Below are 13,339 nucleotides of genomic sequence, written 5' to 3'. Positions count from 1 at the left end.
TTCTTTATATCGTTACGATAGAGTGCTTACGATAAGTACCATCAGCTAGGCAATAGGACGCTATTATGAGTGCAACAACACCTTCTACCATCAAACCGATACCTAAAAAAGGTTGGTTAACACGCTTGCGTCAGCGCAATGTGCTACCAGGGTTTGGATTAAGTATGGGCATTACTGTCTTTAGCTTGTCGCTGTTAGTAGTACTGCCGTTTGCCATGATGGCCTATACCACAACCCAAATGGGCTGGACGGGATTTTGGGAGACTATTAGCCAACCACAAGTCACGGCAGCGATCAAACTCAGTTTATGGATGTCGTTTTTGGCGATGCTAACCAATATGGTGTTTGGCACATTGGTCGCATGGGTGCTCGTACGCTATGAATTTTGGGGCAAATCCTTAATAAATGCCTTGGTGGATTTACCCTTTGCACTACCGACAGCGGTTACTGGTATCTCTCTTGCGACTTTGTATGCGCCCAATGGTCTTATCGGGCAGTGGTTTGCCAAGTTTGATATTCAAGTAGCGTTTACACCAATTGGTATCTGGCTTGCTTTGGTGGTCGTCAGTTTCCCCTTTATTGTTCGGGCTGTACAACCTGTACTTGCAGAGTTATCGGTTGAGTTCGAAGAAGCATCCGCGGTATTGGGTGCCAATCGCTTGACGACATTTCGCAAGGTCATTTTACCGGAGCTATTGCCTGCGTTATTGATGGGTGCTGGCATGATGTTTGCCCGTGCCACTGGCGAGTACGGCTCAGTTATTTTTATCGCCGGTAACATTCCGATGCAGTCTGAGATTTTGCCATTAATCATTATCAGTAAGCTTGAGCAGTTTGATGTTCAAGGCGCCTCAGCCGTTGCCTTGTTTATGCTGCTTATCTCTTTTGTGATTTTATTAACCATTAATATCGTACAGTGGCAGCTGTCGCGCCGTGTAGGAGCTCGCTAATGCAAATCTCTAATAGCTACGATTACCAAAGCAATCCGGCGACCAAAGACACGCCATGGGTACGCAGCACTTTTATTGTCATTGCGGTTTTATTCATGGTCATTATGTTGGTGGTGCCACTGTTAGCCGTGTTCTACGAAGCCTTTAAGGGTGGTTGGCAGTTGTATATTGCCTCTCTTGTCGATCCTGAAGCCTTGCAGGCGATTAAGCTAACTTTGATTACCGCCGCGATTGTGTTGCCGATTAATATGGTGATGGGTATTGCCATTGCGTGGCTGGTGACCCGTTACCAGTTTAAAGGTAAGCAGCTGGTGACCACTTTGCTTGATCTGCCATTTTCGGTGTCGCCAGTGGTCGCAGGTTTGATGTTCGTTTTGCTGTTCGGGTTAAACTCTAGCATTGGCGGCTGGCTTGAGAGCATGGGATTTCAGGTAATCTATGCTGTACCGGGTATTATTTTAGCGACTTTGTTTGTCACCTTTCCCTTTGTGGCGCGTGAATTGATACCACTGATGCAAACTCAGGGTGACAGTGAGGAGCAAGCAGCATTAACGTTAGGCGCGACGGGTTGGCAGACGTTTTGGCATGTGACCTTACCCAATATTAAATGGGCGCTGCTATATGGTTTGATTTTGACCAATGCACGAGCGATGGGTGAGTTTGGGGCAGTGAGTGTGGTCTCAGGTCATATTCGCGGTGAAACCAATACCATGCCGCTACTGGTTGAGATTGCTTATAATGACTATAACTTTACCGCTGCATTTGCCTTATCGAGCTTACTTGCCGCACTTGCTTTAGTGACACTGCTTATTCAGCAAATTATGACCAAACTACAAGATCGCAAATTCGCCAAGTCTGAACGTTTGATGAGTGCGCCTGAACTACCAGTCAGTGCTAATGCTACTGTCAAAAAGTCGGCGGGCAAAGCATAGCGGTTCATGTCCATAGACGCCACTTTTGCTATTCGCCATACTATTAAACAATCTGCTACGCTACGATAAAAGAAATAATAAGAGACACCATTATGAGCATCGAGATTCGCAACGTTAATAAAAAATTCGGCAACTTCACCGCCTTAGATGATATCAACATCACGGTACCTACCGGTAAACTGACGACATTATTAGGTCCTTCCGGCTGCGGTAAGACTACTTTACTGCGTATCATCGCCGGTCTTGAATACTCGGACTCTGGACAGATATTGTTTGATGAGCTGGACGTCACCGATACACCGGTACAAAAGCGCCATATCGGTTTTATGTTTCAGCACTATGCCTTGTTTCGACATAAAAACGTGGCTGACAATGTAGCCTTTGGTCTGACCTTGCTACCAAAAAATGAGCGCCTAAGTAAAGCGGATATCGATAAGCGCGTGGCTGAGCTATTAGATTTGGTACAGCTGCCACAAGTGGCAAACGCTTACCCGCACCAACTATCAGGCGGTCAGCGGCAGCGTATTGCGCTGGCTCGTGCACTGGCGGTTAAGCCAAAACTACTGCTATTAGATGAGCCATTTGGGGCACTGGATGCCAAAGTACGTAAAGAGCTGCGAACTTGGCTAAAAGACATTCACCATGAGCTTGGTATTACCAGCATCATGGTTACCCATGACCAAGAAGAGGCAAGGGCGGTATCTGATGAAATCGTGGTGATGAATCATGGTCGTGTCGAGCAAGTAGGTACCTCAGAGGCGCTGATTCATCATCCAGCCAATGCCTTTGTCAGTGATTTCTTAGACTTGGTTTAAAGTTCAATCAAGAGTACTAGAAATAGCGCATAAAAAAGACCTCATTATGAGGTCTTTTTTATGCGGCTAATATAAGCCAAAGTTACTTAAGTAGAATTTTCACCACCTAGTAGCATTAGGCCATTTTTAGCATGGCTCTTTCTTTGATTGATACCTGCTTATAGGTAGTGTCCAAGATGTCTTGACACCATTCTGGCAAGTCATTTGCAACCTCGTACCACATCCAGGTTCCATCACGAACACAATTTAGGATACCCATTTTTTTTAAGTGGTTGAGATGACGAGATATCGTTGGCTGTGGTTGATCAAGTATCTCTACTAACTCACCGACGCAGCGTGATTCTTTATTATATAGGATTTGGAAAATCTTCAAGCGCGTAGGGTCAGATAATACTTTAAACAACTCAAGCGGTTGTATCATAGAATTATTATTAGACATGGGGCAATTCCAATGTATATTTAGTTAATAGGAGGACAATATAACAGCAGTTATCCTTAAAATCGATTAAAAAATGAGCAAATTTACAGTTCGTCGCCATTTTGCTACCTTTGATACCGTCGGTTTACATGGATTATTATATTCAGTTACATGGATTGATTAAGATTACCATAACCATAAATCTGTCATTAGCCTGACTGAAAAAGTCACCAAATACTATTGTAAATGCTAATAATTATCGTTATTATAGCGAATAATACGTTAGTCAATCACAGTAGGAACCCATTTATGTACGTCTGTATCTGTAATGATGTCAAAGAAAAGCAAATAAAAGCTGCTATCGCTTCTGGTATCGATACGTTAGATGGCTTAAAAGACACGTTAGATGTCGCCACCTGCTGCGGCTGCTGTGAGCCTATGATAAATGATTATCTCGAAGATCATCATGCTAAGCTCGAAGTATTGGCTTATGCTGTTTAAGCGCTAAATATTTATAAGGCTTTATGCTTTTGCTTGTGCATCCTAATCGTGTATAAGCCTTGATATAATAGGATTATATTCAATATTACGCATGTAATATTTTAACATTATACCTAAAGAGTGGGTTGCAATCGTCCATATAACTTCACTGATACTCCACATTAAAACTGGATATAGCTACTTCTATTGAGAATTTGCTATCGCACCTGTTGCTGATACGCTAATAAAAATAGTGGTTGGTTATGATTCTCAGTTCATATCGTTACAAGTGTTAAGCTCTCTTTATGCTACTATATCCTTCTTAATATGTGAGGGTCTTCGTTGATTTTAATCTTTGCTGATTGGTTTACGAATGCCGCTTTATGTACATGCAAAATTATGAATGTATATAACAAACAATGATACATACAGGAGTGTAGGCGATGATAGGCAACCCTAAAGTGATTGATTATTTAAACTTTTTGTTAGGTGGTGAGCTTGCAGCTCGTGATCAGTATTTTATTCACTCTGAGATGTATGCAGAATGGCATTACGGTAAATTGTACAACCGTATCAGCCATGAGATGGAAGATGAGACACTACATGCACAGGCGATTATTCGTCGTATTCTGATGCTAGGCGGCACGCCTAAAATGAGCGTCGACGCGATTCATATCGGCACGACCGTACCTGAGATGCTACAGCTTGACTTAGATCTAGAATATCAGGTACAAAAACATCTTAAAGACGGTATCGCAATGTGTGAAGAAGCGCATGACTATGTCACACGCGAGATGTTGGTCGTGCAGCTCAAAGACACGGAAGAGGATCATGCCCATTGGCTTGAGCAGCAGCTACGCTTGATTGATATGATTGGTCTGCCAAATTATTTGCAAAGTCAGATGGCTGAAGTATCTTCAAATCTTGTTTGATAGTAACGGATAATAATCGCTATATAGTTAAATCAAGTATCCAATAGATAGGGAGAGAAAATATGAATGGGGATAAAGACATTATCCGCGCGCTGAATAAAGTGCTGGGTCAGTCGTTGATAGCCATCAACCAGTATTTTTTGCATGCACGTATTGCTCGCCATTGGGGCTTAGAATCATTAAACGAAAATTTCTATAAACAGTCTATCGCAGAAATGAAGTGGTCTGATGATTTGATTGCACGGATTTTATTGCTAGGTGGTTTACCCAATTTGCAAGATTATGGCAAGATGTTTATCGCTGAAGATGTGCCTGAAATGATTGACTGCAATTTGCGCTTAGAAAAGCAGAAGTTTAGCATCATCACCGATGCGATTACTTTGTGTGAAACGCAGCAAGATTATGTATCACGTCAGCTATTGGTTACTCTAAAAGACGGTAATGAAGAGTATCAAGACTGGCTTGAGACGCAAGAAGACTTGATGAAAGATGTCGGTATTCAAAACTATATCCAATTGCAGATGAAAGACGATTAGATATCAGTAATTCTCATTAAATCACAATAAGCCAGCCTATGTTTTGCTCATAACCCAAGCATAGGCTGGCTTTTTTTTGGTCTATTTTTTATCAAATATTATTTTTTATATTTCAAATATCGTCAAAATACTCTAAAAACGCTACGGTGCTGCGGGTATAAATTTTTTGCAGCCTCTGGCAGCAACGGCACGGCAAGCAAGAAAAATTGATACCCGCAGTACATAATGTGTCGATATTACTTTTCACTGACTATACAACCTTTCAATACTCACTTTTAATATAAACCACGACCATCTTCAGGTTTTAAGCGTAAAAAATGCAATCCTGAGAGAATGGTAAAGACACCCAATATCCAATAGGTGGTTTGAAAAGCGGTCAATGTATCCATTTGTAGGCGCTCACGTAGCAGAGTGAGCAGCGCCGCCCCAAAGGCAATACCAAAGCTGATGGCGAGTTGTTGGTTGACAGCCATCAGACTATTGCCGCTACTGGTTTGAGTGCCATGCAGGTCGCCAATGGTAATAGTGTTCATTGCGCTGAACTGCATAGAGTTACAGGCGCCCATTACGGTCAAGATAGGGATAAACCACATCCACTGCGCTGCATCATTAAATTGCGCCAAGATAATAATCAAGATACCCATAAAAGTCGTATTATAGACTAATACCGTGCGATAGCTATAACGCTGGATAATCTTACTAACCCAAGGCTTGATGCCGATAGCCCCTACGGCGATAGGGGCAAGTAGCCAGCCAGCTTGCGAGGGAGAGTACTCGAACACCACCTGCAAAAGCAATGGCAGCAAAAAGGGCACAGCGCTAATGCCAAATCGGGTAAATAAATTACCTGTGATACCAATGCGAAAGGTACGGATATCAAACAAACTCAATGGAAATAGCGGAGCTGTACGACGTTTTGCGTGCCAAATATAAGCACCAAGCAACAGACTTGCTAGCAGTCCAAATATCAGCCCATAAAACCCACGCCCGACTTGTGCGCCAAACTCTACCGCCAAGGTAAAACCACAAGCGGCAGCGGCAAACAACAAAAACCCTCTCCAATCTAGACGCTTGGTGTCCTCAAACAATGCTGGCACCAGTTTTTTGCCTATCATAAAACCAAAAACACCCATAGGTATGTTGATTAAAAATATCCAATGCCAGCTGGTGTACTGTACGATATAACCACCCAATACTGGTCCAACCAATGGCGCAACCAAAGCAGGTATTACCGCAAAGTTCATCACCGTTAAGAGTTTATTGCGCGGATAAGACTTGACTAAAATTAAGCGTGCAACCGGCGTCATCATCGCGCCGCCGATAGCTTGTACAATACGTGAGCCTATTAAGAAGTCTAGTGCCGGAGAAGCGGCACATAATAGCGAGCCGATACAGAAGATGATAATGGCGGACAAGAACACGCGGCGTGTGCCATATTTATCAGCTAAAAATCCGCTGATAGGAATAAAAATAGCCAAAGTAAGCGCGTAGCTGATAACCGCCCATTGCATTTGTAGTGGCGATTCACCCAATGCTTCTGCCATCTGTGGTAGGGACGTGTTTAGAATAGTAGCGTCTAAAATTTGCATAAATAACGCTACCGCCAGTACATAAGGTAGGTATTTATCTTGCGTTGGAGTCAGGGCTACCATTTTGCTTTCACCATATCTTAAAACCGTGACTCGTTGAAACACATCTTAATCGACAGTAAATTTTCAACAAAGCCATTATATTATGCGTAGTATAAAAATAACTGCCGATTAGTTAAAGAGCAGCATAGTAACCATTCAAAAGGATCGATCGAAATAGTTGCTATTTACAAGATATGGTCTAGTTAAAAAAATGGTTTAATAAACTTTTAAAATGTCTGTCATCATCTTATATACTAAATACTATTTCACTTAAACATCTCTACCATATAAATTACAAGACATGACTTTAGTAGCAAGATCAATCCCCGTTATAGTGGAAGGTATATGGTAGAAACCATCATTTCTAAAATATAATAATCGATACAACAAAAAATGGGTCACATTATGAGTCAGGATAACAATTCTACGAACAGTCAGATAAAGAGCTATACACCGCCCAAAGTTTGGACACAAGATAAAGAAAACGGGGGCAAATTTTCGAGTATTAATAGCCCAACGGCTGGCACGCGCCATCAACAAAATCTGCCCGTTGGTGATGCGCCATTACAGCTGTATTCATTGAATACCCCAAATGGCGTTAAGGTAAATATTTTACTAGAAGAGTTTGCTGAGCTTGGTATCAAAGGTGCAGAATATGATGCTTATCTGATAGATATCTCTAAAGGCGATCAGTTTGGCTCAGGCTTCGTCGCTATTAACCCAAACTCAAAGATACCGGCTTTGGTCGACCATAGTCCTAGCGAGGCTGGCGAGCCGCTTGCTATCTTTGAGTCTGGCGCTATCTTAATGTACTTAGCGGAGAAATTTGGCAAATTCATTCCGATGCAGCAAGGTAGAGCACGGGTAGAATGCCTGTCTTGGCTAATGTGGCAGATGGGTAGTGCGCCTTTCTTAGGGGGCGGTTTTGGGCATTTTTACGCCTATGCCCCAGAGCCAATGGAGTATCCTATCAATCGCTATGCCATGGAGGTCAAACGCCAGCTTGACGTTCTTGACCGCCATCTAAAAGACCATACATATATGGGCGGAGACGAGGAGTCTGATTATAGTATTGCTGATATGATTATTTGGGCATGGTATGGTCAATTGGCACTTGGAAAGCTCTATGAGGCGGCAGAATTCTTACAAGTGGATGAGTATCAACATCTACAGCGCTGGGCGAAAAAAATTGCTGAACGTCCAGCCGTTAAACGCGCGGTGGACTTAGTTCTTGAGCCTATTGCTTAGACCAATTGTCACGATCATTCATCTAAATGATTCATTTATTTATCCGTAAATGTTTGATATAAAAAGTAAAAAATAAAACACTTCCGTATGTTAACAAACAAAAAGGTTAATAAGCACTTGTCTTATTAACCTTTTTTCTGTTTTGAATATTCATCATTATAAATATACATATAGATACCAGCATTTGAGCTATACTTTGTTAATTACATAATGGTACATTAGTACAACAGATAGAAACATGGATGCGTTAAGATAGCAGTCTCTGCCCAAAAAGAGTAGGCGCTTAAACCTTTTCTATTGATGAATGATGATTATGAAGGAGAATAATATGCTTAGGAACAGACCAACCCTCTTATCGAGTACAAATGGTCCTAGTAACCAGAGCGATGTTGTCAAACCTAAATACTCAAATAACTCTCATATCAAAGCGCCGTCTAAAAAAACAAAAAAGATAACAAAAACCATGTCAAAAAGAATTTTATTACCTATCCTTACTGCTATCAGTACCGCGTTATACAACGCTCCAGCTAATGCTGGTACGCCTATAGATTTTACCAGCCAAGATTGGCAAGTGGTCTGTGACAATACACGTACTTGCAGACTGGCGGGTTATCAAGCAGACAATGATATCGAATTGCCAGTGTCTTTATTGTTGATACGCCGTGCAGGTGCCAATGCCACGGTTGATGCTCGGGTCAAGCTTGGCGGTGCAAGAGAAAACTCTGCCAAAGCCTTGATGCAGTTGGGTAACCGTCACCGGATATCTTTATTTATTAACGATAAAGATTATGGCGAAGCTAAGCCTTTTTCAGGTGCTGCTGGTTATGCTGAGCTTACTTCACCGCAAGTCACAGCGCTGTTAGAGGCACTGACCAAATCGAGCAAGATAGAGCTGGTCGTCCGTAATACGCGCTGGCGCTTGTCCGATAAAGGGGCAAGTGCGGTCATGCTAAAAGCGGATGAAGCACAAGGTCGAGTGGGCACAGCCAGTGCTTTTGTTCATACAGAGGGCGCCAAAAAATCTAACAATAGTGTTTTATCGCCTAAATCAATACCCACGATACGAATGGTAATGCCCAATCCAAAAGCCACTTCTAGTAATAAGAAAAAATTCGTCATGCGCTCATCTCAGTTATCAGATCTAATGAGAGGCACCATAAAAGATATCAGTAGGGACTGCCCAAGCCTATATGACAAATCTTCATGGAACGTCAATCGTCTAAACAGCAAGCAGCTGTTGGTACAGCATAATTGCTGGACAGGTGCTTATAATGTAGGTAAGGGTGTGTGGGTAATCAATGACACCAAACCATACGAGCCAAAGCTGATCACAACCGACGCTACCGATTACGACAAAGGTCAGATCACTTCTGTCCAAAAAGGTCGGGGTCTTGGGGACTGTATCTCTAAAACCGAATGGTTATGGACTGGTGAGGATTTTGAGAAAAGTCATGAGAGTAGCACTGGTCTGTGCCGTATGATTGAAGCGGGCGGTGCTTGGCAGATGCCCCTATACGTCACTGATGTGAAACTATCACGTTAATATCAATGTCTACAATACCTCGTTTCTTGCTTTGCTTTTAAAGCAGTAATGATCATTTATTTGATATTCTTTAGCCTATATATATGCGGTGAGCACGATAAAAATATTTAATGCAAAAATACCTATATTATTAATCATGTATAGCTCGCCAACTCTTGTATTATAGCTGTTTTCTACAATAATCGTAAAAAACAGCTGTTGATTACGATTTTGTTGTGTTATACTGCGTCGCCACGTTAGCATAGTCTAATGTGAATTATGAGATTGATAACATCGCCTGCGATTTTGGGTCTAGGATGACCGAAAGTAATTGTTGCCGATGATTTTGTGTACTTAAATAATCCTATTATTTTTGACTCATATCTTATCTACGGACCCTTTGTAGGGGCTAGATTGGTTGTTATTTACCTTTATCTGCTTTGGAATAAGCATTGATATCGAGTTTTTAGCAGACAAAGATGAGACACTCGGCACTACCACCAAAATACGTCAGACAGCACGAACGCCTTTATATAATTTTGACAAGCCTTATGGGTTTGGCACGTAATTATCATAATTTTGATAATTAGATTATATGGGTAGCGTGGTGAACGGTTATCAGTGGTATGCATCAAGTTTGCTGAATTTACAGCAGCTTATACTTACCAAGGATACTCATGACTGACATCTTATCTGCAATCGCTGCTGAAAACGGCATTATCGAAAGCACTGACACCCCAAACACCAACACTAATAATGAAGCGGCTGCCACAGACGCTACTGACGAAAACAAAGTTACTTTTACTGACCTAAACATTGCCAAGCCGATTCTTACCGCGCTTGATCGCAGTGGTTATACCCATCCAACACCTATTCAAGAACAAGCGATTCCTTTTGCTCTAGCAGGTCGTGACTTATTATTGTCAGCGCAAACGGGTAGTGGTAAAACGGCAGCATTCGTTATCCCAGTACTTGATCGTTTAAGCCGCGCTACTAGCTTTGATAAATTAACCAAAGCACTTATTCTAACGCCAACGCGTGAACTTGCTCAGCAAGTACATGATAGTGTACGTACTTACTCTAAAGATATGCGTGGTCTATTCTGCGTACCATTAGTTGGCGGCGCACCGTACAACGGTCAGATTACTGCTTTGAAAAAAGGCGTTCAAGTTATCGTTGCGACTCCAGGTCGTTTACTTGACCATATCAATGCTGGTCGCGTTGACTTATCAAGCCTAGAAATCTTGGTACTTGATGAAGCCGACCGTATGCTAGACATGGGTTTTGCTGATGACATCAGTGATATCCTACGTGCCGCACCAACGGATCGCCAAACAATCATGTGTTCTGCAACTTGGGATGGCCCAGTAGGTAAAATTGCTGCCAGCTTCACTAAGAATCCTGAGCGTGTATCAATCAAAGTAGAATCTGCACACATTGAAGAAAAAGTGTACTACTGTGATGATTTTGATCATAAAAACCGTTTGCTTGATAAAGTCGTTTGCCAACAAGATATGGAACAGATCATTATCTTTGCTGCTACCAAACGCAGTACTGAAAAACTGGCCAAACAGCTACAAGAAGCGGGTCATAAAGCCAGCTTCCTACATGGTGATTTGCCACAAAGCAAGCGTAACCGTATCGTTCAAGACTTGCGTAATGGTAAAGTTAAAATCCTAGTAGCGACTGACGTTGCCGCTCGTGGTCTAGACATCCCAGCAATCTCGCACGTAATCAACTATGACTTACCGCGCCAAACTGAAGATTACGTCCATCGTATCGGTCGTTGTGGTCGTGCTGGTCGTACTGGTATCGCTATCAGCTTATGTAGCATGGATGACCGTCCACAGCTAAACGCAATCAACCGTTATTTAGATCGCAAAATGGAAGTATGTATCATCGAAGGCATGGAGCCTAAGAAGACTTATGTACCTAGCGAAAACAAAGGTAATGGTCGCGGTCGTGGTCGTGGTCGTTCAAACGGCGGCGGTACTGGTCAAGGTCGTGGTCGCGCGGGTGGTGGCTATCAAGGTAATCCTGCTAATGCACGTGGTCGTTCAAGCGACAGCGCTCCAACTGGTCAACGCGCAAGCAATGACAGCGGTTATCAAGGTAAGCCACGTGACGCGTCAGGCAAACCAAATGAGCGCTCAGGTGGCAAGCCGTATCAAGGCAAACGTACTGGTGCCCCTAGTCGCGGCGATAGCACTGGCGTTCCACGTGGCGAGCGTGCTGCAACGGGTCGTGGTCGTCCAAGTGGCAGCCAAGGTCGCCCAGCTAGTCGTTCAGACAGCCGTGGTCAAGGTCGTCCAACTGGCGGCAACCGTGGTAACAACTCGTAATAGTCTTGTTTTAAACGATTAATGACTTTTGATAATCATGCCTTAATCGTCTAAAGATATTGCAAAAAAAGCCAGATACTTGTTATCTGGCTTTTTTGTGGCCAATAGTTTGATATTAACCACCACGTAGAGATATAACCCAATTATATCCAGCTATTTAAAAACTGTGGCTTATTCAAATCTTTTAAAATTAAGCTTTGTACTTGATAGCCACTTGCGCGTATTTTTTGCCTTGTCTATACTGACAAAATTTTACTCATCGTGTGCTGTGGAGCCAGTTGATGCCAGATATTTCTTATTTAGCTATTGAAAGCTTGCCATTAGCGTTTGGCATCATTATGGCGATTATTGGTTTGGTATTTTATACTCAAGCATTGCCCGGTAGGTTTTGGCAACGGTTTTATGCGGTGCTACCGGGTATTGTGCTGTGCTGTTTTATCCCTGCGACGCTAAATAGTCTAGGTGTCTTCGCTGACGGTATTGGCTCACAGATTTATGGCTTTACCGCCACTTATCTGTTGCCAGCAAGTTTACTGTTGATGACCTTGTCGATGGATGTACCGAAGATATTGGGTCTAGGCTGGAAAGCCATTGCGATGTTCTTCGCTGCTAGTATCGCGATTATCATTAGTGGTCCAATAAGTTTAAGTGTTGCTAAATGGGTATCGCCTGAGATGTTTACCGATGACACCCTTTGGCGTGGGTTTTCGGCGGTGGCGGGTAGTTGGATCGGCGGTGCGGCAAACCAAGCGGCGATGAAGGAGCTGTTTGGCGTCAGTGATGATTTATTTGGGATGATGATTTTGGTCGATACCACCAATGCTTCACTATGGTTACTGGCTATTTTGGTCATGGCAAAACACAGTGAAAAGATAGATCGGCTGTTGAGGGCAGACACCAGTAGTATTGATAAAGTAATTAAGGCGGTTGAGAATTATGAGCGTGACAATGCTCGTCCTGCCACGCTCAATGATTTGATGGTGATGTTTGGTTTGTGCTTTGCCATGGTTGGTATCGCACATTTCGTTGGTGGTCAGATTGCGGGGTTCTTTGCGCCTTATAGTTGGGCAGTACAATATAGCTTTGCCAGCTCGTTTTTTTGGATGGTAGTGATCATTACGTTAATCGGCGTGGTATTCTCTTTTACCAAAATACGCAGACTTGATCATGTTGGTGCTTCAAAAATTGGTACCGTCTTTATCTTCATATTGATTGCCGCTATCGGTATGCAAATTAACCTAGCAGGCATCGTCTCACAATGGCGTCTGCTACTAATTGGTTTGCTTTGGATGAGCATCCATGTGATATTGATATTTATTTTTGCCAGAATCATCCGTGCGCCGTTTTTCTTTTTGGCGGTCGGCTCCAATGCCAATACTGGCGGCGCATCATCGGCACCCATTGTCGCAACGGCATTTCACCCGTCACTAGCGCCAGTTGGGGTGTTTTTGGGTATTTTAGGCTATGCCGTGGGTACTTTTGGCGGTTATATCAGTACGCAGATGATGCGGCTGGTGGTGGGGTGATAGAGTT

General features: G+C 42.8%; 12 protein-coding genes. 10 read left to right on the top strand and 2 right to left on the bottom strand.

The annotated features are described in order from the left end of the window. Positions 1 to 65: 65 nt before the first annotated feature. The 3 genes from cysT to AC0J5Y_RS06755 all read left to right on the top strand — a co-directional run bounded on the left by cysT (position 66) and on the right by AC0J5Y_RS06755 (position 2,697). Positions 66 to 950 (top strand): sulfate ABC transporter permease subunit CysT, encoded by an 885-nt coding sequence (cysT, locus tag AC0J5Y_RS06765; RefSeq protein WP_475129983.1) that lies wholly within the window; start codon positions 66 to 68, stop codon positions 948 to 950. After that, positions 950 to 1,882, top strand: a complete 933-nt coding sequence (gene cysW / locus AC0J5Y_RS06760; RefSeq protein WP_475129982.1) for a sulfate ABC transporter permease subunit CysW — start codon at positions 950 to 952, stop codon at positions 1,880 to 1,882. The genes cysT and cysW overlap by 1 nt, the downstream gene beginning before the upstream one ends. A gap of 92 nt (positions 1,883 to 1,974) precedes the next feature. Then, positions 1,975 to 2,697, top strand: a complete 723-nt coding sequence (locus AC0J5Y_RS06755; protein WP_475129981.1) for a sulfate/molybdate ABC transporter ATP-binding protein — start codon at positions 1,975 to 1,977, stop codon at positions 2,695 to 2,697. 115 nt (positions 2,698 to 2,812) lie between these two features. Here the strand turns inward: AC0J5Y_RS06755 and AC0J5Y_RS06750 are convergent, their stop codons facing one another. Beyond that, entirely contained in the window at positions 2,813 to 3,136 is a 324-nt protein-coding gene (locus AC0J5Y_RS06750) for an ArsR/SmtB family transcription factor (protein WP_475129980.1), read from the bottom strand. A 288-nt stretch (positions 3,137 to 3,424) separates the two neighbouring features. Here AC0J5Y_RS06750 and AC0J5Y_RS06745 point away from each other — a divergent pair, with 288 nt between their 5' ends. The 3 genes from AC0J5Y_RS06745 (at position 3,425) to bfr (AC0J5Y_RS06735) (ending at position 5,063) form a co-directional block, all read left to right on the top strand. After that, entirely contained in the window at positions 3,425 to 3,616 is a 192-nt protein-coding gene (locus AC0J5Y_RS06745) for a (2Fe-2S)-binding protein (protein WP_475129979.1), read from the top strand. Between the two features lie 422 nt (positions 3,617 to 4,038). Next, positions 4,039 to 4,527, top strand: a complete 489-nt coding sequence (gene bfr / locus AC0J5Y_RS06740) for a bacterioferritin (protein WP_475129978.1) — start codon at positions 4,039 to 4,041, stop codon at positions 4,525 to 4,527. Positions 4,528 to 4,589: 62 nt separating this feature from the next. Then, the gene (gene bfr, locus AC0J5Y_RS06735) at positions 4,590 to 5,063 is read left to right on the top strand and encodes a bacterioferritin (protein ID WP_475129977.1); all 474 of its coding nucleotides are present in this window, start codon (positions 4,590 to 4,592) and stop codon (positions 5,061 to 5,063) included. A gap of 275 nt (positions 5,064 to 5,338) precedes the next feature. Here the strand turns inward: bfr (AC0J5Y_RS06735) and AC0J5Y_RS06730 are convergent, their stop codons facing one another. Continuing rightward, positions 5,339 to 6,715, bottom strand: coding sequence for a DHA2 family efflux MFS transporter permease subunit (locus AC0J5Y_RS06730; RefSeq protein WP_475129976.1), 1,377 nt, complete (start codon positions 6,713 to 6,715; stop codon positions 5,339 to 5,341). Between the two features lie 384 nt (positions 6,716 to 7,099). On the opposite strand from AC0J5Y_RS06730, the gene yghU reads away from it, so the two are divergent. The 4 genes from yghU (at position 7,100) to AC0J5Y_RS06710 (ending at position 13,332) form a co-directional block, all read left to right on the top strand. Next, positions 7,100 to 7,942 (top strand): glutathione-dependent disulfide-bond oxidoreductase, encoded by an 843-nt coding sequence (gene yghU, locus AC0J5Y_RS06725; RefSeq protein ID WP_475129975.1) that lies wholly within the window; start codon positions 7,100 to 7,102, stop codon positions 7,940 to 7,942. 463 nt (positions 7,943 to 8,405) lie between these two features. Continuing rightward, a complete protein-coding gene (locus AC0J5Y_RS06720) occupies positions 8,406 to 9,485 on the top strand; it encodes a DUF1176 domain-containing protein (RefSeq protein WP_475129974.1) in 1,080 nt (359 codons plus the stop codon). 656 nt (positions 9,486 to 10,141) lie between these two features. Continuing rightward, positions 10,142 to 11,806 (top strand): DEAD/DEAH box helicase CsdA, encoded by a 1,665-nt coding sequence (gene csdA, locus AC0J5Y_RS06715; RefSeq protein ID WP_475129973.1) that lies wholly within the window; start codon positions 10,142 to 10,144, stop codon positions 11,804 to 11,806. Positions 11,807 to 12,087: 281 nt separating this feature from the next. Beyond that, positions 12,088 to 13,332, top strand: a complete 1,245-nt coding sequence (locus AC0J5Y_RS06710) for a DUF819 family protein (protein WP_475129972.1) — start codon at positions 12,088 to 12,090, stop codon at positions 13,330 to 13,332. Positions 13,333 to 13,339 lie beyond the last annotated feature (7 nt).

Source organism: Psychrobacter sp. TS_SC_6, from assembly GCF_056156305.1.
The sequence above is the reverse complement of the archived record's forward strand: the minus strand, read 5'-3'. Positions and strand labels throughout refer to the sequence as shown.